21 protein-coding genes are annotated in these 22,562 nt (G+C 45.5%); 14 read left to right on the top strand and 7 right to left on the bottom strand.

Translation table 11 applies throughout. From position 1 onward, the window contains the following. Positions 1 to 109: 109 nt before the first annotated feature. Both D5E69_RS06730 and D5E69_RS06735 read left to right on the top strand, forming a co-directional pair. Complete coding sequence (locus tag D5E69_RS06730) at positions 110 to 1,513, top strand: sucrose-specific PTS transporter subunit IIBC (protein WP_048005095.1); 1,404 nt, start codon at positions 110 to 112, stop codon at positions 1,511 to 1,513. Positions 1,514 to 1,534: 21 nt separating this feature from the next. After that, positions 1,535 to 2,998 (top strand): sucrose-6-phosphate hydrolase, encoded by a 1,464-nt coding sequence (locus tag D5E69_RS06735; protein WP_048005094.1) that lies wholly within the window; start codon positions 1,535 to 1,537, stop codon positions 2,996 to 2,998. 123 nt (positions 2,999 to 3,121) lie between these two features. Here D5E69_RS06735 and D5E69_RS06740 read toward each other — a convergent pair whose 3' ends face one another. The 3 genes from D5E69_RS06740 to D5E69_RS06750 all read right to left on the bottom strand — a co-directional run bounded on the left by D5E69_RS06740 (position 3,122) and on the right by D5E69_RS06750 (position 5,135). Next, entirely contained in the window at positions 3,122 to 4,120 is a 999-nt protein-coding gene (locus D5E69_RS06740; protein ID WP_048005093.1) for an inorganic phosphate transporter, read from the bottom strand. A gap of 15 nt (positions 4,121 to 4,135) precedes the next feature. Beyond that, positions 4,136 to 4,753 (bottom strand): DUF47 domain-containing protein, encoded by a 618-nt coding sequence (locus D5E69_RS06745; RefSeq protein WP_048005092.1) that lies wholly within the window; start codon positions 4,751 to 4,753, stop codon positions 4,136 to 4,138. 214 nt (positions 4,754 to 4,967) lie between these two features. Continuing rightward, entirely contained in the window at positions 4,968 to 5,135 is a 168-nt protein-coding gene (locus D5E69_RS06750) for a twin-arginine translocase TatA/TatE family subunit (protein WP_048005091.1), read from the bottom strand. 303 nt (positions 5,136 to 5,438) lie between these two features. Here D5E69_RS06750 and D5E69_RS06755 point away from each other — a divergent pair, with 303 nt between their 5' ends. From D5E69_RS06755 to D5E69_RS06810, 12 genes are all read left to right on the top strand, one after another. Continuing rightward, positions 5,439 to 5,708, top strand: a complete 270-nt coding sequence (locus D5E69_RS06755; RefSeq protein ID WP_048012578.1) for a YwqI/YxiC family protein — start codon at positions 5,439 to 5,441, stop codon at positions 5,706 to 5,708. A gap of 23 nt (positions 5,709 to 5,731) precedes the next feature. Then, positions 5,732 to 7,345: an LXG domain-containing protein gene (locus D5E69_RS06760; protein WP_159129457.1), complete on the top strand. Its 1,614-nt coding sequence runs from the start codon at positions 5,732 to 5,734 to the stop codon at positions 7,343 to 7,345. A 37-nt stretch (positions 7,346 to 7,382) separates the two neighbouring features. Beyond that, positions 7,383 to 8,234, top strand: a complete 852-nt coding sequence (locus tag D5E69_RS06765; RefSeq protein ID WP_053072991.1) for a hypothetical protein — start codon at positions 7,383 to 7,385, stop codon at positions 8,232 to 8,234. A gap of 32 nt (positions 8,235 to 8,266) precedes the next feature. Continuing rightward, a complete protein-coding gene (locus D5E69_RS06770; protein WP_053072243.1) occupies positions 8,267 to 8,716 on the top strand; it encodes a hypothetical protein in 450 nt (149 codons plus the stop codon). Further along, positions 8,703 to 9,152, top strand: a complete 450-nt coding sequence (locus D5E69_RS06775) for a DUF5085 family protein (RefSeq protein WP_048005088.1) — start codon at positions 8,703 to 8,705, stop codon at positions 9,150 to 9,152. Before D5E69_RS06770 ends, D5E69_RS06775 begins: the two co-directional genes overlap by 14 nt. Positions 9,153 to 9,278: 126 nt before the next feature. Beyond that, entirely contained in the window at positions 9,279 to 10,043 is a 765-nt protein-coding gene (locus tag D5E69_RS06780; RefSeq protein WP_048005087.1) for a hypothetical protein, read from the top strand. 102 nt (positions 10,044 to 10,145) lie between these two features. Continuing rightward, positions 10,146 to 10,925 (top strand): hypothetical protein, encoded by a 780-nt coding sequence (locus D5E69_RS06785; RefSeq protein ID WP_159129458.1) that lies wholly within the window; start codon positions 10,146 to 10,148, stop codon positions 10,923 to 10,925. A 175-nt stretch (positions 10,926 to 11,100) separates the two neighbouring features. Continuing rightward, a complete protein-coding gene (locus D5E69_RS06790) occupies positions 11,101 to 11,871 on the top strand; it encodes an ABC transporter ATPase (RefSeq protein ID WP_159129459.1) in 771 nt (256 codons plus the stop codon). Between the two features lie 115 nt (positions 11,872 to 11,986). Continuing rightward, entirely contained in the window at positions 11,987 to 12,751 is a 765-nt protein-coding gene (locus D5E69_RS06795) for a hypothetical protein (RefSeq protein ID WP_159129460.1), read from the top strand. Positions 12,752 to 12,926: 175 nt separating this feature from the next. Continuing rightward, on the top strand, positions 12,927 to 13,694 hold the full coding sequence (locus D5E69_RS06800; protein ID WP_048005083.1) for a MerR family transcriptional regulator: 768 nt from the start codon (positions 12,927 to 12,929) through the stop codon (positions 13,692 to 13,694). A gap of 178 nt (positions 13,695 to 13,872) precedes the next feature. Then, entirely contained in the window at positions 13,873 to 14,073 is a 201-nt protein-coding gene (locus tag D5E69_RS06805) for a cold-shock protein (protein WP_048005082.1), read from the top strand. 278 nt (positions 14,074 to 14,351) lie between these two features. Next, positions 14,352 to 16,550 carry a YhgE/Pip domain-containing protein gene (locus D5E69_RS06810; RefSeq protein WP_159129461.1) on the top strand — a complete coding sequence of 733 codons (2,199 nt, stop codon included), beginning with the start codon at positions 14,352 to 14,354 and terminating at the stop codon, positions 16,548 to 16,550. A 273-nt stretch (positions 16,551 to 16,823) separates the two neighbouring features. On the opposite strand, the gene D5E69_RS06815 is transcribed toward D5E69_RS06810, so the two are convergent. The 4 genes from D5E69_RS06815 to D5E69_RS06830 all read right to left on the bottom strand — a co-directional run bounded on the left by D5E69_RS06815 (position 16,824) and on the right by D5E69_RS06830 (position 22,553). Next, a complete protein-coding gene (locus D5E69_RS06815) occupies positions 16,824 to 19,982 on the bottom strand; it encodes a bifunctional cytochrome P450/NADPH--P450 reductase (RefSeq protein ID WP_159129462.1) in 3,159 nt (1,052 codons plus the stop codon). A gap of 45 nt (positions 19,983 to 20,027) precedes the next feature. Continuing rightward, entirely contained in the window at positions 20,028 to 20,615 is a 588-nt protein-coding gene (locus D5E69_RS06820) for a TetR/AcrR family transcriptional regulator (protein ID WP_048005078.1), read from the bottom strand. A 250-nt stretch (positions 20,616 to 20,865) separates the two neighbouring features. After that, positions 20,866 to 21,840 (bottom strand): sensor histidine kinase, encoded by a 975-nt coding sequence (locus D5E69_RS06825; protein ID WP_053072424.1) that lies wholly within the window; start codon positions 21,838 to 21,840, stop codon positions 20,866 to 20,868. Between the two features lie 14 nt (positions 21,841 to 21,854). Beyond that, positions 21,855 to 22,553: a LytR/AlgR family response regulator transcription factor gene (locus D5E69_RS06830; RefSeq protein ID WP_048005077.1), complete on the bottom strand. Its 699-nt coding sequence runs from the start codon at positions 22,551 to 22,553 to the stop codon at positions 21,855 to 21,857. Positions 22,554 to 22,562 lie beyond the last annotated feature (9 nt).

Here is a 22,562-nt window from a genome sequence, read left to right on the forward strand (position 1 = left end):
TTTTATGATTTTGTGTAATCGATTCCACATTTGGTCTCATAGATTAAGTGTTTTTATTTTCGATATTGTGTAATCGATTCCACAGATGAACATGGAGGGGAGAATGACTATGTCAGAGAATCGGAAGATTGCAGAAGAAATCGTCAAAGCTGTCGGCGGGGATGAAAACATCCTTTCTGTAGCCCACTGTGCCACGCGACTGCGCATCATGGTCAAAGACAAGGATGCGATTGACCAGGAAGCGGTGGAAGCAACGGATAAAGTGAAGGGGGCCTTTTTCAATTCAGGTCAATACCAGGTGATCTTCGGTACGGGTACGGTGAACAGGATCTATGAAGAAGTCATGAACCTTGGCTTGAAAGGGGCCACGAAGTCTGAGCAGTCCTCTGAAGTCGCGAAAAGCGGAAGTGCCTTCCAGCGTGCGATCAGGACATTCGGGGACGTTTTCGTTCCGATCATCCCGGCCCTTGTGGCTACAGGACTATTCATGGGATTACGAGGTCTTGTTCTTCAGGAACAGATCCTTGCCCTATTCGGTATGACTCCGGATGATATTTCTCAAAACTTCATCTTATTCACTGAAATCCTGACTGATACTGCCTTCATCTTCCTGCCGGCCCTCGTGGCATGGTCCACATTCCGGGTATTTGGAGGATCGCCGATCGTCGGGCTGGTACTCGGCCTCATGCTTGTAAGTCCGTCGCTGCCGAACGCATGGGGAGTAGCAGGCGGGGATGTCGATCCCATCGAGTTCTTCGGATTCATCCCGGTCGTAGGCTACCAAGGCTCCGTCCTTCCTGCCTTCATAGCGGGGATACTCGGTGCGAAGCTTGAGAAACAGATACGAAGACGGGTCCCGGAAGCATTGGATCTGATCATTACACCATTCCTTACGTTACTGGTCATGATCACCCTCGCCCTTTTCATTATCGGGCCGATCTTTCACAGTCTGGAAAATGTCATTCTTGACGGGACGATTGCGGTCCTTGAATGGCCACTTGGAATCAGTGGGTTGATCATTGGTGCCCTCAATCAGCTTATAGTCGTCACAGGGGTCCACCACATCTTCAATATGCTAGAAATCCAGCTTCTTGCAAACCTTGGAAGCAATCCGTACAATGCCATCATCACCTGTTCTGTAGCTGCCCAGGGGGGTGCTGCCCTTGCTGTCGGTTTGAAAACCAAATCCAAGAAGCTTAAAGCACTTGCACTTCCATCGTCATTCTCTGCATTCCTAGGGATTACCGAACCCGCCATCTTCGGGGTGAACCTGAGATATGGGAAACCCTTCATCATGGGTCTTGTCGGAGGTGGAGTAGGAGGATTCGTCGCATCCCTCGTCGGTCTGAAGGGAACAGGCATGGCCATCACGGTCATCCCGGGTACCCTTCTATACTTGAACGGCCAGATCCTGTTATATATCTTGGTGAATGTCATTGCGATCGGGGTTGCATTTGCACTTACGTGGATGTTCGGCTATTCGGATAAACTGAAAAACGACGTTGAGAAATAATGACAGCAAGGAGCTTTGCATATGAATGAAAATGAAAAGAGACTGCTCACAGCTGTAGAAGAAAGAATACAGTCATTTCAACAGAAGGCAGAGGCTGATCCGTACCGCTTAACCTATCATCTCATGCCGACCATCGGACTGCTGAATGACCCGAATGGATTGTCCTTTTTCAATGGGCGTTATCACTTCTTCTATCAGTGGAATCCCCTTGAAGAAAGTCACGGAGCGAAATTTTGGGGGCACTATTCCTCAGAGGACCTTACTGCATGGAGACATGAACCAATCGCCCTCGTACCGAGTGAATGGTACGAGAGGAATGGCTGCTACTCTGGTTCGGCAGTCGTTTCGGATGATCATCTGTACTTGTTCTATACAGGAAACGTGAAGAACGATTCAGGAGAAAGGGAAACGTATCAATGTCTCGCCGTCTCGGAAGACGGGGTGCATTTTGAGAAAAAAGGTCCGATCATCACCCTGCCTGAAGGCTTCACCGCCCATTTCAGGGATCCGAAGGTATGGAAGAGGGGAGCCACCTGGCATATGGTAATCGGCGCACAGACGTTGGAAGGGTGCGGAGCGGTCGTCTTGTATACATCAGACGATCTTTATCACTGGACTTATAGGGGGATCATCGCAGGTGCTGGAAGGAGCGGTCTGGGTGATTTTGGATATATGTGGGAATGCCCTGACCTGTTGGAGTTTGAAGAAGGAGATGTCTTATTGATCTCTCCTCAAGGGATCGAACCTGAGGAAGATCGGTATCAGAATCTCTTTCAATCCGGCTATATGATGGGTTCGCTGGATGTTGACTCATCCCGATTCTCACATGGCGATTTTTCAGAGCTTGATAAGGGCTTTGACTTCTATGCTCCCCAGACGATGACAGACGAAGCGGGGAGGCGGATCCTGGTGGCCTGGATGGGGATGACGGACTCTCAGGAGCCATATCATCCCACCCTTGATTACCGCTGGATCCACGCGTTAACCATTCCAAGGGAACTGGAACTCAAGGACGGCGTGTTACTCCAACGACCGGTCAAGGAACTGAAAAAGCTAAGGGCAGGTGCATTCAACGTCCGCTCAAAAAAACTCCTTGCCGGTGAAAGGTGGGACTTTGACGGGATGGGAGTTGAGAGCAAGGAGCTCATCCTAAATGTTCTGGAGGCAGGCTCTTTCTCTATTCGCATCAGGAATGAAGCTGAGATCCACTATGATTGCCAGAAAGGCAGGGTTACCTTGACTCGGCATCGCCTCGATGACGGGTCTGTAGAGAGAAGGAGGGTGGACGTGAGTCACGTCCATCAACTTCATCTCTTCCTGGACCACTCTTCCCTGGAACTGTTCTTGAACGACGGGGAGCATGTGTTCACCGCGCGCTATTTTCCCGATGTGTCGGACGACTCCATTGTCCTTCTTCCGAAACAAAACGTCATGTTTTCAGTGGAGGCGTATTCCTTAACATCGACTTTGAACGTCCATTCCTGATAAAAGGTGGACGTTTTTTTGTGTAGGAAAAGGTTTGGTGAGCGGGAATATGGGGTAAAGGACATTTCGGGAAAAAGAAAGACCGTACCAGTGGATCGGCACGGTCTGCATTGCTTTGCTTTCTTACAAGAAAAGGTCGATTACATAATAGATCAGGGCTGCCAGCGTAGCAGAAATCGGAAGGGTAATGACCCAGGTGATGAGCATGCGCTGTGCTGTTCCCCATTTGACTCCTCTCAATCGGTGGGCAGAACCGACACCAAGGATAGAGGAGGAAATGACGTGTGTCGTGCTGACAGGAAGGTGGATCGCTGTCGCACCGAAGATGACGGCCGCACCTGTAAGGTCCGCTGCCACTCCATTGACCGGGCGGATCTTCATGATTCCTGCACCGACCGTTTTGATGATCTTCCATCCACCGATGGAAGTCCCGAGCCCCATGGCCGTTGCACAGGCAAGCTGTACCCACGTCTGGATGTCGTCGGAGGTTTGATAGTTATTGACAATCAAGGCCATGGTGATGATCCCCATCGCCTTTTGCGCATCATTGGTACCGTGCGTAAACGATTGGAGGGCAGCCGTAGCGATCTGGATGCTTCGGAAGTTCCGGTTCGTCTTGGCGAGGTTCCGGTTTTTAAATACAACCTTGAAGATGCTGTAGATGATGAAACCGACCACGAAAGCAAGGATTGGCGATAGAATAAGCGCTTCGACGATTTTGATGAAGCCTGTATAATTCAGTGATGATAATCCGGCTGCAGCAATCGCTGCACCTGCGATTGAACCGATCAGGGCATGTGAGGAGCTGCTCGGGATTCCGAAATACCATGTCACAAGGTTCCAGATGATGGCGGCAATCAAAGCCGCCAGGATGACAATCGTCCCGTTTTCAAGTGCAAAGGGGTCGACGATATCCTTTGTGATCGTTTTGGCCACACCGGTGAAGGTCATGGCCCCGATGAAGTTCATGCTTGCCGCCAGGATGATGGCGTGTCTTGGCTTCAATGCCTTGGTCGATACGGAAGTAGCAATCGCATTCGCTGTGTCATGGAATCCATTGATGAAATCGAATGCAAGGGCAAAGAAGACGATCAAGACGGTCAGAATTAATACTGTATCCATATTGAACTAAGCTCCTTACGCATTTTTCATGATAATGGTTTCGAATGTGTTTGCTACGTTCTGACAATAATCCGCTACAAGTTCAAGTTCTTCGTATATTTCTTTGTATTGAATGATACGGATCGGGTCTTTCTCTGTATTGAATAGATGTTTGATAGACTGACGAAGGATTCCGTCACATTTAGATTCAAGGTCTTTGATTTTGATTGCAGATTCACGCACCTTGATCCATTTCTTTGTGGAAAGGAGCTCAACGGCTTCTTCAATTTCATTTGAACATTGACGGATGGCTTCCACGAACTGCAGCATGAACTCATCTGCCTTCGTAATCGAGTACATTTCAAACATGGCCGCAGTATGCTCGAGACCGTCCAATACATCATCCATGCTCATGGACAGGGCAAGGATGTCTTCCCGTTCGATCGGTGTGATGAACACTTTGTTCAAGTCGAGGATGACTTCGTGCACATAGTTATCGCCTTTTGTTTCATAATCCTTCATGGTTGTAGAGAATTCTTTCAGGTCACTGACATTGTTCAATTTATAATCAGCGAAATAATGAGCACTCTCTTTCAGATTTTCTGCGATGTTGCTCAAAATCGTACCGAATTTATCCTTCTTTTTGAAAACCATATATTTTCAAACCTCCAACATTTCGAATATGGAATTAATAAACCTTCATAATGATATCGCAAATTGTCGAAAATATGTAGAATTTTGATCGAAAATTTACATTAACTTAACATAAGAACGGTTTCTTTTTTAATAGTATCTTCGAACACAGGTATTTCATCCTGGTTCACCAATGAAAAAAAGGCCGATTTTCCTAGGACCGGCCCCGTCATCTTCATTTCTTTTCTTCTGTTTTCTCATCCTCCATGATCCCCTGGGTCGCCTTCTTGAATTCCCTCAGTGTGACCCCGACGGCTTTCCCGAGTTCAGGAAGCTTGCTGGGACCAAAAAACAATAAAGCCACAAATACAATCAATGCAATTTCTCCAAATCCAAGATTCATACTCAGACCTCTTTCCTTCATGTAAATGAGTGGCGTTGCTTCTTATATCGTACTTCTTTTTTTGTGGAAATCAAGTGGGGCTCTGCTTTTTTCTGTGAATTATATAGGTAATTGGAATAATATTCTGAATATGGGGTATGAGGATATTAGTTCCTTGATAGAAACTAGCAAAAAAGTAATAGGAAGAAAACAAAAAACAATCCGAATTTCCTATATAAGACAAAAATGGTTTTTGTAATAATGAGGAAGGAAAATAGTAGGAACAAGAATATGTACATAAAATGCCAAGGGAGGAGTGTCATCATGGAGATCAAAGTAGAATATTCAAGTGTGGAGTCCCAAATATCGAATGTAAAGGGATCACTTCAGGGCCTGAAGGCGAAAAGCGAGGGGTCCATTGAAGGGAACGTCCTCGATACAGCCGATAAGCTGAATGAACTGGCCTCAAAGCTCGACACCATTCTCGCTTCCTATAAAAGTGTGTTGGAAAAAAACCTTGAAAGCACAAGGCAAGCCGTGGAATCCATGCGGGAAGCCGATGCCACCATCGCCGGCGGAATGCAACGCAAATAACCAATGAATGTGAGAGATGAGAGATGAAAACATTAAAAGTCCAATCACTTCAGGAAGGGATTTCCCGAAGCAAGTCCATGCTCGATACCCTTGATGGAGAAATCCAATCTCTTAAACAATCGATTACCGCCTTTTCTGGAATGGAAGAGGCACTGAAAGGAAAGGGCGGGAGCGCCATCCGATCTTTTTATGACGAATGCCACGTGCCCCTTCTTGATTTTATTGTGAAATTCAGCAGTGAATACAAGTCCACCCTCGAAAAGATCAAAAGCGAACTAAGCACCCTCGAACCAAGCTCAGACGGCTACATCCATCAACCCTTTCTCGACCAGGAACTCGAACAGAGCTTAGACCGCATCAAGCAGCATACGGAAAGCCTCGTTGCAGATGCCAATAGTACCATCAGCTCCATTTCTGATATCGTCTCCATCTCCAGCATCCAGGATTCTTCCTTCATCCAAGGCGTCCAAAGCGCCAAAACGGAATTGACTGAAACCGTCGACAAACTGACTGAGTTCGACTCCAGCCAGTCAAAGGCACTCTCCACTGCTGAAGAAGACCTCGTCATGATGGAGAATTGGATCTCTGATATCGAGGGGTTGATGCAAGATGGGAAGGTAAACGTGAATTTCCCCACCACCGTTTGGAAGGAATATGCCGAACTGAACCCTTTAACGAATAAATTGAATGGGACGACTCCTAAGATAGAAGAACTCGAAATCAAAGATGATAAGGATAAAACCGGTGATGTAAGCGGGGGTGCTAGTTCCTTCCTACTCACAGCGAAAAAGAACCTGGATCAGTTCGATCAGTTGAAGTCCAGGGGAACCCTGTCGTTCACAAGCTTGAGGACCTTCTATGCCGCGAGAAAAAATGGTCTCAAGACGTATAAGGTATGGGATCCTAAGAAAGGTCAATACGGCTACCGCATCACCGCGACACCGGATGCCCTTCGGAAGCTGGGGGTAGAACCGGACTCACGTGCGTTTAAAGAATTGATGCATGGTGTGCCTAAGGGCGGTAAGAAGCTTTCTCCTAAGCATAAGGAAATTGCTAAAAACAATACGGTCACCCTTAAATACGCGACTCAAAAGAAAGGCCAGACAGGCTGGTCACCGGTTGGTGAGAAAGTACTCGAGAAAAATCCGCACCTGAAGAATTGGAACAACAATGAACTGTCTGCCAAAGATAAATTCAAGACCATCGGTAAAGCAACGGCAAAAGGTGTCAAGGACTCATATAAGGATATCGTCGACATCAAAGGCATTGCGAAGCCCCTTCAAGAGAGCGGACCTGTCAAAGGCGTATTGAAAAGCAGCCTGAAAGGCCTTGCGCCGATCTCAGCAGGCCTTTCATTCTACGAGAATCACACAAATGCCAAAGCTGACGGATTGACCGGTGCAGAAGCAACGAAGCGCGCAACAGTGGATACGGCCATTGACGTCGGGGTTTCAAGCGGTGTACAGACGGCCTTCACTGCAGCAGGTACGGCCCTTATCCCTATCCCAGGTGTCGGTACCCTCGTCGGGATGGGCGCAGGAATCGCCGTGAATACACTCCTGAACCATAAGTTTGGTAAAGGTAAGGACGGTAAAGGTAAATCCGCTATGGACGTAGTGAAAGGCTGGTTCAGATAGCCTGCATGACGTTTAGAACAAAAGGAGCGTACCGCTTATGTTAAGAGATGTACCTGAAAGTCATTTTTATGTATTGAAAGGGCCATTCGAAAGTGGGCGTCAAAGTCCTGCTGCCCTTACACCCAGCCTGATCGTTTCGGTTTTCATCAGCTGGCTCCTTTACTTTTTAACCTACACCCTGATGGGAGGTTCATCCGCTTTCCCGGCAATTGAATTGGTGAAGGAAGCGCACTTCTACATCACCATACTGCTTTCCATCCTATGTCTGATTGCAAGCGTTCCGTCATTCTACAAGAAGTATCAGAAGGCACAATACGCCATTAGCATCTTTGCCATCCAATTCCTTTTCGGTATTTGTTTGTATCTGATATCCATGATGTTTATCGGAACACAGCAAGGCGTGACCGAGGGGAATATGAAGACGCTGCTTCTGCTGACTATCGGGGTCGGGGTCCTCCTGCTTGCAGTTACCGTCATCCGATTCTTCCGGCTGTTAAAAAACGGAGAGTATAAGTACGGATCGGCTAAGTGGAAAAGCCGGATGAACCTGGAATTGAAATCAAACGTACCGCTTGCCATCGTCATCGGTGTGAGCATTGTACTGATCCTTCAATATATCATACGAAATTTCAATGCTGATTCGCTCGAATTCTATATCATTGCGCTCATGCCCCTTGCGCTATTTTATATGATGCTCTTCATCCTGCCGGAACAATTGGTTCTTCTCTATTGTAAGAAGAGATTCACCAGCTTTAACTTTGAAGCAGATGGGAAGACCCTGAAGCGTGATACGGCAAAGGGTGAAGCCCAATTTATACCCAATGTACCAACCACTATATTGGAAAAGAAAGTGTCTCCACACGAAAAGAAGAACAGCTGGTTTCAATGAAAATAAAAACAAATGATGAAAGGGAGTAGGTCATGGCTATCGAAAAAAAATCCTTACAATTTGATCATGTATTAGTGTATAAGATGGAAGGCAAAATGGAGGACTGGCAGGAAGGCTTTGCTGTCATGGAGGAAGCAGAACTGGAACAGGTAGTATATAGGAACGGCCCCGTCATCTTTACATATGAAGCGAAGGGAGAGAGCGGGACCTTTACGTATTATATGCCGGTGAATGACGAAGTCGAGCTTGCCGATGATTCAGACATTCAATATGAACGCAGGCTGGACCTGAAAGATGCCCTCGTCTTAAGGCAGGCACAGGAAATTCAGGATTTCTCAACGGCCTTTGAACAAGTGAAAACGTATGGCGAAGTTAACGGAATTCCCCTCACAGACCAATTCTACTGTGTCCTGTTAGAGGTATACGGTGATATCATCATCGATCTCTATGTGCCGAGGAGTGTGCCTCATGCTATTCACTGATCACACCCTGACGTATAAGAATGTAGCCTCCAAGCTCTACCGATTCGCACCCGAAGAATTGGAAATGGCATTTGAAGACTTTGCAGGCATCCTGGAAAACAACGGATACAACCCAACAGGCGATCTGTTCTTCTGCATCATGAGCAACCCTCTAGAAGACGAAATCATGACAGCCGAAATCTTCCTACCGATTGAAGAAGACCGCATAGATTTACCTGAGAGTGAGAACGTTCACTTCAGAAGCTACTTCTACTTGAAGGATATGGTCATGTCCCGCGTGATGGAGAACTTTGATGAATTCTCCCAATACAAGTTCTGGGAAATCGTAGAGTACATTGAGCGAAGTGGCCAAACCCAATCGACACCGATGTTCGTTGTCTACAAGCAGTCGCCTTCAGGGAAGACCTATGTGGAGATGAGCGCGGGGGCTGAATGAAAGAATAACCCCTGACGGGTCGTCAGGGGTTATTCTTTCATTCAACATTTGTTGAAGAAGAGAACTGAAGTGGAAAAATAAATCAGCTTCCGTAAAAGGGGTCCAGATAGATTAGGGGTGGGTTCAATGTTTAGAACATTAAGAGAAAAAGACTTCGAAGCTATTAGAAATTCTGCATTAAGCAGGCAAACACCCTCTAATTTAGCAGGTGCATTCATCATTTGTATTCCATTACTTTGGTTAATGTATTTTCTAGTTTTTTATGTAGCAGGTGATGCGACGGGAGATGTCACGAATTACCCTTTATTTTCAGAAATGATGTTAATTTGTTTTTGGTTTACCGTAGTATTAACAGTATTGATGAGCGTGTTTACATTTCGGTACTTCTACATGAAATTTCAGAAGATCCAGTACATACTGGCAATTGTATTGTCTCATGCATTATTTAGCTTAAGTGTTTACTTAGCTGCACTATTTATTATAGGAAAGTCTGATAGAGTATCAGAGGATGTATTAACGAAGATAACCCTGATAAGCCTCAGTTCAATGGTGCTCGTTGTTATTGTGACTATAATAAGGTTCATTATATTACTAAATAAAGGTGCATATCGAAAAGGTACTGCGAAGGATATTCAAAGGGCTAAGTTTGAAGGGTATTCTTATGTGCCAGCTGTTGTTACAGCTTCAACAGGCTTAGTTATCAGCCTGCAAATGATTATAAGTAGCTATGGTTTTCAAGGATTCAGAGAAATTATTGTTATAGTAATCGGATTTTTAGTGATACATGTTATGAGTTTTGTTCTACCTGAACAACTAGTGATTCTCTATTGTAAATATCGTTTTAAGAGTTTTAATTTTGATAATAGAGGGGAATTACATTTAATGGAATGAAACCACTGTGGTTCATGGACTATGGTGAGGGCATTTATTAGGAGAAATATTTGTAAGCACTGGTTTTGAAAAATGGGATCTCAGACTGGAGCTGTAACGTTAATGACTAAATTACCTGTTGAGTACTATGCTGTATTAAGGAAACCCCTTGAATCAGGTAGACAAAGCCCGAAGAAGCTTGCCGAGGCTTTCTTACTAAGTGTTCCTATTGTTTGGTTATTGTACCTTGTAACTTTTACAGTAGCATCGGATTCTACAAACTATCCTAACGTGGAAAAAATTCGTACCACTCAGTTTATTATGACTGTAGTTGTTTCTATACTAGGGATTATATTTTCATTTCCAAGCATATATAGAAAAACTGGTTGGTTACAGTATGCATATAGCGTCCTATTAGCACAATTCACTTTTACTGTGTACCCATTTATCAGTGCATTTTTCATTATGGGCCAACAGGAAAATGCAAGCCGTGAAATCCTTATAAAACTGACTTATTATGCAATAATTTTAGGTATTTTAGTACTCCTGGTTACTAGTATAAGATTTTCCATCCTATTAAGAAAAGGAGCCTACAAAAAAGGGAGTAGCAGAGATGAAACGAGAAGCAAGTTTGAAAACAAATCCTACATACCAATTGCAATAGTGGCTTCTACAGGGTTTGTCCTTATTATGCAATATGCTATTCGGAAAATTCAATTCGTCTCTTTAGAAGACGCTATACTTACTTATTTACCGCTTCTTATTTGTTACGTATCCGTTTTTGTTCTTCCTGAACAAATAGTTATAACCTATTGTAAGATCCGATTTAAAGCATTTAATTATAATTCAAGAGGGTACTTACACGATATAGAGAAAATAGAACTAAAAAGGAAAAATGTTTAGTCTTTACAATGGAATGATGAATGGTAGAACCAACTCCAACTCTTTTAAAATCATTCTCCTTACCATTCGCGCTAGGTAACCATGTACAGAACGCGGGACATAATTAAGATACATTAGTTGAAATATAATTGTTGAGAAGTACTTCAGAAATGGTCGGAAAACTTGGGGTGAAAATGTGGCTGGGAAATTAACATACAATGACTTTGTCGTATTGAGAAAACCTTTTGAATCCGGGAGACAAAGTCCAAGTAATTTGGCGGCTACACTTTTATTGGGAATACCGTTTCTTTGGTTATTTTATTATTTGACCTTTTCTATTGCTGCGGAAATGACAGTATTTCCAAACGTTGAACAAATGAAGAATATTCAATTCAGTTTTACATTAATCATTTCTATTTTGTGTTTACTGTTTTCTGTACCGACAATCTATAAAAAACTTGAGTGGGTTCAATATGTCATTAATACACTGTTTTCACAACTGCTTTTTTGTGTCTACCCATTTCTTATCGCCCTATATATTTTAGGGGAACAAGACAGTGCGAGCCGGGAGTCACTTATGAACTTTACCTATATGGCACTTGCAATTGGTATCGTCATTTTTTGGGTGACTTGTGTTCGATTTTATCTATTGTTAAGAAAAGGTGCTTATAGAGAAGGAGGCAGCAAAGATCGAGTAAGAAATAGATTTGAGAAGTCCGATTACTTGCCAGTTGTAATTGTAGCTTCAACGGGACTCGTTCTGCTCATACTATATGCTATAAGAACAATACCCTCCCATTCTATTGAGGACTTACACCTGATCTATTTCGGACTGATCATTTCATATATGATGATTTTTGTGTTGCCGGAACAGCTGGTATTGATTTATTGTAAGCTGCGGTTCAAAGCATTTAATTTTAACTCCCGCGGATACTTATATGATCTAGAAGATAAAGGCCATCAATAATTATACGAAAAAGACCTAATAGTGCAGCGTAATGGCACCAGAAAGTTTTATTAAATGGCTGACTATGTTAAGGCTGAACTTCTATTCTATATGTCCAATAGTTGAGGGGGCTCTAATGAAGTGGTTTCATGAAAAAGATGTAGAAGTGTTGAGAGAGTCACTGGCTAACAGCCAATCTCCAGGAGGTTTGTCTTCAGCTCTTCTTTTTAGTGTTCCCCTGATATGGTTGCTGTATTATCTCGTATTTCATTTAGCAGGGGAAGCCGCAATATATCCTCACATAGAAAAAATAAAAGAGGGATCATTGTGGTTTCTCGTTAGTTTGACCATAGCCATCATTATGTTCTCGTTTAAGAAAATCTATAGTAAGTTTCAGAAAACCCAATATGTACTTTCAATCGTTTTCTCACAATCCCTTTTTGGAATTTTACCTTATATGGCAGTAATATTTTTAGTATGGGATCAACATACTATCACTCAGGGGGCGTTATTCAGCTTTATATATAGTACGTTGATTGTTGGGCTTCTAATCTTTGCCTGCTCACTCATAAGACTCATCATTTCAATCATGAGGGGTTCATATAGAGCCGGTTCAAAAAAACATCAGACAAGATCCAAAATGGAAAACCGTTCATATATAGGGATTGCCATTGTGAGTGGACTTTCTATTTATTATACCCTGCACTATTTGATTAGGAGTTTCGGTGGGATTGGGTTCCTTTTAGGAGAGGGCTTGATGATTCTGTTGGGACTACTTCTCTATTATGCCATGCTGTTTATCCTACCTGAACAATTAGCTATCCTTTACTGCAAAGCTGCATACAAAAGTTTTAATTTCAGTCCTATATCCGGGCGACTATACTCTATTGAGGATGTTTAATCTGGTCATTCATGAAAAATGGTTAAGACAGGATCATATTACGAAGAGGCTTCTGAAAGAATCATTATGAATAGTTACCTATTCCACCACTCATCAGAATTAAAGAGTGGTTTTTTCATTTCCCCCTTTACCTTCACGCAACGTCAACGTGTACAGTAGACCTAGGAGGTGCCACATGGAATACACAATAAAGAAGCTGAGTGATTTGGCGGGAGTCAGTACGCGGACACTGAGGTACTATGATGAAATCGGGTTGCTGACACCGTCCAGGATCAATTCATCCGGCTACCGGATCTATGGACGTGTGGAGGTCGACCGCCTTCAGCAGATCATGTTTTATCGGGAAATGGGTATGGAGCTTGAAGGGATCAAGCTCATATTGGATGATCCAGACTTTGATTCAGTGGGAGCGCTGAAAGAGCATCGGAGCCGGCTAGTCGAGAAAAAGGAACGCTTGCTGATGTTGATCCGAAATGTCGATCAGACGTTGGAAGATAAGGGAGGAGGAGCCACAATGAGTGATCGGGAAAAGTTTGAAGGGTTCAAGAAAAGGCTCGTCGATATAAACGAGAAGGAATACGGGAAAGAGATCCGGGAGAAATATGGAGACGAGTCGATAGATGCATCGAATCAGCAGCTCCTGAGCATGGACAAGGAAACATATGAAGAAACCAAGCACCTGGAAGAACAAATGATAGCCTTGCTAAAAATAGCGCATGAAAAGGGCGATGCAACTGGTGAGGAGGCACAGGAAGCTGCGCAGCTCCACAAAGAATGGATCACCCGCCAGTGGGGTCATTATAATAGGGAAGCCCATAAAGGCCTTGTACAGATGTATGTGGACGATGAACGTTTCAGGTCATACTACGATAAGTACCAGAATGGTATGGCAGAATTTCTTCGCGATGCGGTGGGTCATTATATGAAGAATGAGGGGAAGTAAAACAACAATTCGAACTGATTAAGAAAAAAATCCGAAACCCCATTGCTATATCTCCCACTATCTGTTATTATTAAGTTAATTATTTTTGTTCGGTATATAGGGAGGGAGCAATCCTTCCACCTGAATTGAGCAATAATAGTAATAATTGTGGAGCACAATCCACGCAGGAGGAAATAACATGCAAGAAGGTACAGTAAAATGGTTCAACGCAGAAAAAGGTTTCGGTTTCATCGAAGTTGACGGTGGAGAAGATGTATTCGTACATTTCTCAGCTATCCAAGGCGACGGCTTCAAAACACTTGACGAAGGTCAAAAAGTGACTTTCGAAGTTGAAGAAGGCCAACGTGGACTTCAAGCTGCTAACGTTGTAAAAGCATAATTTCTGCTTTTATCATGAGAAAGATCCCCGGTTTCGGGGGTCTTTTTTTGTTTTAAATCACTATGCATCCTCCGCATGGCAGGGGATTTTCGACAGCAAATTTCCCCGGAAATATACAGAGATGGGGAAAAGATTGTATGTGACAGTTAGATGAACATACTTCTTTCCTGAACGTTATTGCGATATAATAGCTAAATTGACCAAATGATGCCTGTTCACGACTAAAATGGGTATAGTAAACGGTAATACAAGATACGACAGAAAGGTAGTAAGAGAACATGAAAAAAAGCTGGAAGATATTCTCGCGGGACGGAAGAAATCTTGTTACGAACTATGTAGCCCTCATCGTCATCGGTGGTTTGATGATTCTCCCGTCCCTCTATGCATGGTTTAACATTGAAGCATCTTGGGATCCGTACGGAAAGACCGACCAGCTACCCGTAGCGGTCGTCAACGAAGATGAGGGAGCGACGATCAGGGACGAATCGATCGACGTCGGAGGAGACCTTGTCAAGGAATTGAAGAAAAACAATGATATGGACTGGCACTTTGTCAATCGTGAGAAAGCCATGGACAAAGTGGAATACGGTGACTATTTTGCTGTCATCGTCATTCCGAAGGACTTTTCTCAAAAGCTTTCGACCGTCATTGAAGATAAGCCTGAGAAAGCGAAACTTGAGTATTATGTAAATGAAAAAATCAACGCCATCGCCCCGAAGATCACGGAAAAAGGGGCAGGGGCCATTGTTGATAAAATTACAAGCTCATTCATTTCGACTGTGAATGAAACGATTTTTGATATGTTCAATGAGCTTGGACTGGAAATCGAAGGCGATCTTCCTGATATCAAAAATTTCGAGAACTATGTGTTTGAAGCAGAAGAAAGACTTCCTGACATCGGGAAGACCTTGAACGATTCACTCTCTGATGCTGAAAAGGCCCAGGGGATGATCGATGATGCCCAAAGCATGATCCCGGAAGCAAGCCGGGTGACCAATGAAGGGTTGGAAACCATCGACAACACAACAGCCTTCCTTGATAAGGCCGAAAAACGATTGGATGAAATTGCACCTCAGGTACAAAAAGACCTTGAGCAGGCTCAAAGCACATCAAAGAAAATCAATGATTTCCTTCAGAGTGTGCAGACATCCGATATCGACCTTAGTCAAGGCGACACCATTTCAAACGATGTCCAAAAACAGGTGGATTCGACCATTCAAAACATTGAGGCCATTGAGTCGAGCCTCCAGCAAGTAAAAGAACAGAACCCTCCACCACAAGAGGGGGAGGACAATCAGAACGAAGAGTCCCAGCAAAACCAGGAGCAGATTGATCAGGCTCTTGAACAGTTGGCTCAAGTGAAGAAACAACTTCAACAAGTCCAAACGGATGGGGATAAGATCAACGACTTCCTTTCTGGAAAACAGAAGGAAGTGGATGATGTCATCAACGGCATTCAAGAGCGTTCTGCTGAGACAAGTTCCAATATCGATGCGTTTGTGAAAGAATATAACAATAACATCGAACCGGCTGTCCGCTCAGAAGTGGCGAGCGCCAAAAAGACGCTGAGCGATGCTCGTTCGATCTTGGTTGATATCCAATCCACCATTCCTGAAGTTGAGAAAATCCTCTCCAGTACGGAAGGGAATCTTTCAGACGGGGAGAAAACATTGAAAGATGTGTTGGGTGAATACCCGTATGTGAACACAAAAGTGAATGAACTCGCAGACCGGATCAGAGAAATCCAGGGTGAGACAGACATCAATGAAATCATCAAGCTCCTTAAAAATGATCCGAAACTGGAGAAAAGTTTCTTTGAAGAACCGGTGAAAATGAACAAAAACAGCCTGTATCCGATTCAGAACTACGGTACGGCCATGACGCCATTCTATACGGTCCTTGCTATTTGGGTAGGAGGTCTGCTCCTCATCTCCCTTCTTGCTACCGACGTGATGGAAGGCATTCCGGACCTCAAAGAAAGGCATATTTACTTCGGTAAGCTTATGACCTTCCTGTCAATCGGGTTCATCCAGACAATCATCGTCACCCTGGGGGATATCTTCCTTCTCGGAGTAGACATCTCGTCACCAGGATGGTTCGTCTTATTCGGCCTATTGATCAGTGCGGTATTCATCACCATTGTCTACACATTTGTATCGGTGTTCGGAAACGTCGGTAAAGCACTGGCCATCGTCCTCCTTGTCCTGCAGATAGCAGGTTCGGGTGGTACGTATCCGACTGCATTGCTGCCTGAGTTCTTCCAGATGATCCATCCATTCCTGCCATTCTCCTATGCGATCGACCTTATGAGAGAAGCGGTAGGCGGAATCGTCTGGGAGCGTGTCACAAAGGATATCCTGTTCCTAGTCCTATTCTGGGCCATCGCGATCTTCCTGGGCACGTTCCTGAAACAACCGCTGAGCAAACGAACCAAAGCCTTCATGAAAAAATCCAAGGAATCCGGATTGTTCCATTAATACAAACAGCCGCAACGATATCGTTGCGGCTGTTTTTTTGTGCCTGGCACCGAATGCAATGCTGGTGCCAGGCACAAAAAGGGGAAAAGGTGCCAGGCACAAAAAGGGGAAAAGGTGCCAGGCACAAAAAGGGGAAAAGGTGCCAGGCACAAAAAGGGGAAAAGGTGCCAGGCACAAAAAGGGGAAAAGGTGCCAGGCACAAAAAGGGGAAAAGGTGCCAGGCACAACAAAAAAAGAGAAGCGGCCATGCGGCCTGCTTCTCTTTCAATATGTTTACGCACCTGCCCAGACGTCTTTGCCGTAGCGTCCTTCTTTTTCGAGGGTTTGAAGCCAGTCGATGGCTTCTTGCTGGGTGGTGTGGTACAACGTTTGGTAGTGCTGTTGCAGGGTGGTTTCCACGTCGGGTGCCATCTTGCTTCCGTCTCCGCAGATGTAAAGGTGTCCACTTTCTTTCAGCAGTGGGAGGATGACGTCGGCATTGTCGGCGAGTGCATGCTGGACGTAGCGTTTGTCTTCACCCGGGCATCGGGAGAAGGCAGTGTGAAGGGTGACGAGGCCTTCTTTTTCGGCTTTACGCAGTTCGTCTTCGTAAAGGAAATCATGCTGCGGGTTGCGGCATCCGAAGTAGAGGTGTGCCTGACCCAATGTTTCTCCGTTTTCCTTGCGATGGCGTCTTTCCTGGATGAATCCTCGGAATGGGGCGATGCCCGTTCCTGGTCCCACCATGACGATCGGTGCTTCGCTTTGCTCTGGAAGCTGGAAGTTCGATTGTGGTGTATGGATGAAGCAGGCGATTTTGTCACCTGAAGTTCGATTGGCAAGGTAGTTGGACGCAATTCCAGCGTACTCCCCTTTTCCACTCCATGCGGCACCGCGGACGACGCTGACAGTGAGACTCGCTTTTCCTTCCTGATGGGATGGAGCACTTGAAATCGAGTAGTATCTCGGTTTCAATGCAGGCAGTAGTGACAAGAATTGTCCGAATGGAATTTCGCATGCCATGTAGGCTTCCACGAGTTCTAGCATGGTGACGCGTTTTGTCAATACTTCATCCCTGTAAGTTGAATCTTCGAGTAATGCCTCCAGTTCCACAACATGGGGAGGACAAACCGTTGTGGCAGCAACTGCACGGATTTGTGCGCGTGTTGCAGGTTCTTGCATTTCCACATGGTTGGCAAGCAACTCGGAGATCTTCACTGGCATGCCTGATGGAAGATGGGAGGTTGTTCCGCTCTCGGCATTCAGCTGAACATAATCATCCCCGTTTAACGCAAATCGTTCAAGGACCCGTTCGATCAATTCAGGTGGATTTTCCGGAAGGACTCCGATATGGTCTCCTTCACGATAGCTGATTCCTTCTGGGAGACTGACTTCGATATGACGTGTGCTTCGGCCGCTATCTTTATGAAGCAACTCGCGATTTTCGCTGATTACGGCAGTGAATGCATGGTGGGCACGGGCGATCGGCGTGTGACTTACGTGGCTCACATATTCAAGCTCGATGCTTGTATCCGCTGTTTGCTCACTTGGGAGATCAAGGTCGAATGCATCGGCTAGAGCCGGCCAAATGTCTTCTTTCCACGCATCATACTGACCTTCGAAGTCATCACTTGCGTCTCCGAATCCAGGGCTGGTCAGTCTGATCCCACCGCCTTCTGCAAGTTTCTCATCGATCAGGAATGGGATGCGCTGATACGTATTGGCCCAGTTTTTATCCCCGCACCCGAATACGGAAAAGTGTACATCTCCGATGGCAGGTGAGGTTTCCAGCCAAGAAACGAATTCGTCTGCATTATCCGGGGCATTCCCGTTATATGAGGCAGATGCGATGAGTATGGCACCTTGGTGAGGGAGGCCGTTGCTGTATTCATTAAGCGGAGCAGTCTCTACATCGAATCCGAAGCGGCGGCCTTTCTCGGCAAGCTCCATGGCAATTCCTTCGGCCGTTCCCATATTCGATCCATACAGGACAAGAAGGGGAGTACCGTGTGAGTCGATCACTTGTGAGTCGTCTTCCTTTTTCTCATCTGTAGCTGTGGCGGGTGCTGCAGCCAAGGACACGGCTCCTTTGCGAGGCTTCACTTGCATGGTCAGCCCATCAGGCTTCAGGGTCAATGCTTCCTTGATGGAAAGCTTATAGTCTGCGTCCTCGATGAAATCGAAGTGCTGGATGACCATACCGAGTACCAATACGGCCTCGTGCATGGCGAATTGTTGCCCGATGCACGCGCGCTGTCCGTTTCCGAACGGCTTGAACGCATGATGCGGCACCTCGGAAGGATTCTCGAATCGTTCTGGGATGAAGGATTCCACGTCGTCGCCCCATACGGAGGCGTCGCGATGAAGTTGTGGGGACAGGATCGTGAACTCATCCCCTGCGGCTACGGAATACCCGCCTGGAAGGGATGTATCTTCCTTCGCATAAAGTGTGAAGGCTGGAGCGGTCGGCCATAACCTGAGAGATTCGTTCAGGATCATCCTTACGTACTTCAGTTGTTTCACCTGTTTGTAATCTGGTATCCCATCGCCTACGACGCTTTCTACTTCCTTCTGGGCTTTCTTTAGCACCTCTGGATGCTTCATCAGATAGTACAGAGTGAAGGAGAGCAGTCCGCTGGTTGTTTCATGCCCTGCAATCAGGAAGGTGATGATCTGGAAGCGGATGTTCTCGTCACTGAGTGCTTCACCTGTCTCTGGATCGACACCTTTCAGCATATGAGAAAGAAGATCGTCTTCTCCTTGATCTCCGTTCTCCTTCCGTTCTGCGATCAGGTTGTCGACTATGGAGAACATATACTCGATATCTTCCTTGAACTGACGTTTATTCTTGATCATCAGTTTATCCTGGATGCCGAGACGCTGATTCTGATTCATTGCTTCATCCAGTGCGCGCACCATGGAATCGACGAATGGATGTGAATCTTCACGGTAAAAACTGTTAAAGCGGAAGTTGAAGCCGCACAGTCCGATCGTATCAAGGGTCAGGCGGGTCATATCCTCTGGAATATCAACAGCCTCCCCCGGATTCAAGCGCGCCCATTTCTGGATGAGTTGGGACGCGATGTCGACCATTTTGGCATGATAGCCTTTCATGGCCTGCTGGCTGAAACTGGGTAGGAGGATGTTATGGGCCTTTTTCCAGTTCACCTCTGTCGTTTCGCTTGTGAACAGTCCATCACCACCGAATGCGCGCACTTTTTGAAGGGCGGGGCCGACTTTTTTATCGAATTGTTTTTCATTACAAATGGCTTTGGCGAATTCGGCTCCCGATACAAATGTGCTCTTGTGTCCCGGGAATTGGAATTGATAGATCGGACCGAGTTCCTGTGCGAGTTTGATAAATGACTGGACCGGCTTTTCACGGTCGATGAGCGGCATGCTGCCGAGTGGTCCATAGGTTCGTGCGAGAGGATAACTGGTTGTTTGAGTCATGTGGTCATGGCACCTCTTTCAGTGATTTTATGACGGAATGAATATTCATTCCGCTTGCGGTTTGATTAATTGGATGGCGTTCCATAAGCTTTCTTCCACATCTTTCAGAAGGGAAGCATCGGGTTGGATATCGCCCGTTTCCACGATTCTCTGAAGCTCCAGGAATGCTCCATATATGATGGAGAATAGCACGGGAGATGGCAGAGGCTTCAGCTCCATCATCGTTTTTCCCGATTCAAAAAATTGCCCGAGAAGCTTGGTGAGCTCATCAAAGCAATCATGGCTGTCCTGGTTCAGGAAATGGGCACTGCTATGCATCTTGATGAAATAAAGAGCATGAGGATTACAGGTCGTAAACGAAATCATGGAGCTGAAGATATGGTGAAATTGCTCCCGGATCGATGACGAATACGGGTAATCCGTCCGCAATGCATCGGTGAAGCGGGTGACATTCTCTTGGAAGAGATGATTGCCGAGAACTTCTTTATTCTCGAAATAACGATAAATCGTCCCTGCTCCCACGCCTGCTTCTGTTGCGACCATTGGAATGGTAGTGGCAGCGAATCCTCTTTCTGCGAAGGTTTTCAGTGCCCCGTGGATGATGCTTTGTCGTTTTGTAACAGTGGCGGTCAAAAAATGCACCCCATTTCAGTAGTTGATTCTGCATGAACTTCGATGAATACGATGTCCATTACGTTATAGTGTATACCTTTTGGAGGGATGAACTCAATCAAGCATTGGACCCATAATATATGACGTTTTGGTCAAAATTGGGCAGGAAGTTGGGGGTCATTCAGGATTCACTGTATGGAAACCATTCTTATATAGAATTTCATGAATCAGGAAAATGCAAAAAAGGAAGAAGACACAGTCTCCTTCCTTTTTAGTGGATGGCGGGGAATTTAAGCTTTACTTCGAAGTGCTGATCTTTGTGGATGAAATCAAGGTAGCCTCCGTACTCATTCACAATTTCCATGATCATGGCGGACCCTAATCCCTGGTGCTCTCCGGATTTCGTGGTGATCCCGTGGGTTTGATACAGCTTATCCAGGACCGGCCCTGGAATCTTGAGGCTAGGATTGACGACCTTCAAGATATAAAGGCCACTCCGTTTGGAAAATTGCATGGTGATGGTTCCTTTTTCACCGGTTTCCTCCTGCCATTCAGCTGCGGCATCGATGCTATTGGAGAGGAGGTTCCCTAAGAGCATCACCAGCTTTTTATCCGTCATCGGCATCGTAGAAAGAGGGAGGTCCGTATCATACACCATGCTGAGCCCTGCCTTGGTGGCATCACGATACATCTGATGGAGGATGCCCGCGATGCTCCCGCGTTCTCCCTTGATGGAGAGGTTGGTTTCTTCATATCCGTCCACTAGGTCATTCAGGTACATCTTTGCTTCGGAATGCTGGTCGTGGTCGAGCATGAAGTGGAGGGCTGAGACATGCTTCAGGAAATCATGCCGCTCGCTCCTGACGATCCGGAACGTCTCATTCAAATGTAGTCTTTCTGTTTCAAAGTGTTGTTTCTCGATCATCATGATGGAAAGCTTTACTGATAAATCCGTGCGAAGCCACTCCAATCCTATAAAGACAAGTAGAAGGAGAATTCCTGTGATCAAGGCCGTCCCCATGAGAGAAGGGATAATCAGGAAAAGCTGCAGGAGATAGAACATCCCATCCCAGCGGTTACCCATTGAATGGAGAGGGGTTTTGCGGGAGATGGCGTACATCACCCCCATGACCAAGAACGCAGGTAATAGATAAGAAACGATCCAGTGGTAGCCCGTGAGGATCCCGTGGAGATGGATGAATCCCAAGACGATGATGATACCCCGGTGAATGAATGGTTTTGTCAATATGCGTACACCTCTTAAAAATAATGCTCTTGCAGGAAGTCGACTTTTTCCTTGGTGATCATGGCCTGTTCTTCAATGCCTTCAAAAGTGATCACATATGAATTCTTCGCATACAACGAAAAGTTCTTCACGTAATGGATGTTGATGATGAAGGATCGGTGAGACCGGATAAAATCGCGCTCCCTTAATTCTCCTTCCAGTTCATTGAGGGTGAGATACGTTTTGATCTGTTCGTTCCTTGTGTATATGGTGGTGGAACGTCCGGAACGCTCGATGAAGATGATGTCCTTCTTCTGGACAATATGGATGTTGTTCTTTTGTTTCAAGTACAGCCTGCCCGTCATCTCGGCGGATTTGGACTTTTCCATGAGCCGCTGTACCGATTGCTGAAGGCGCTCCTTGGAATAGGGTTTCATGATGTAGTCGTGCACATTCAGTTCGAAGGCGTGGACGGCATATCCGCTGTTGGCCGTTACGAAGATGACGGCAATGCTAAGGGCATGGGAGTGGATGATATCCGCAAGTTCATAGCCTGATAGATGAGGCATTTCAATATCGCAGATCAGTAGATCCACCGTTTCTTTTTTTATTTGTTCATAGGCTTCTTCGGCCGACGTGGTGGAGAAGACGATGTCTGCACCCTCCACACCTGATACGATGACCTGAAGTTTATCAAGATCGATGACCCGATCGTCAACAAGTCCAATTTTCATAGCAATCGC

This window comes from Rossellomorea marisflavi (genome assembly GCF_009806575.1).
Classification (GTDB): domain Bacteria; phylum Bacillota; class Bacilli; order Bacillales; family Bacillaceae_B; genus Rossellomorea; species Rossellomorea marisflavi_A.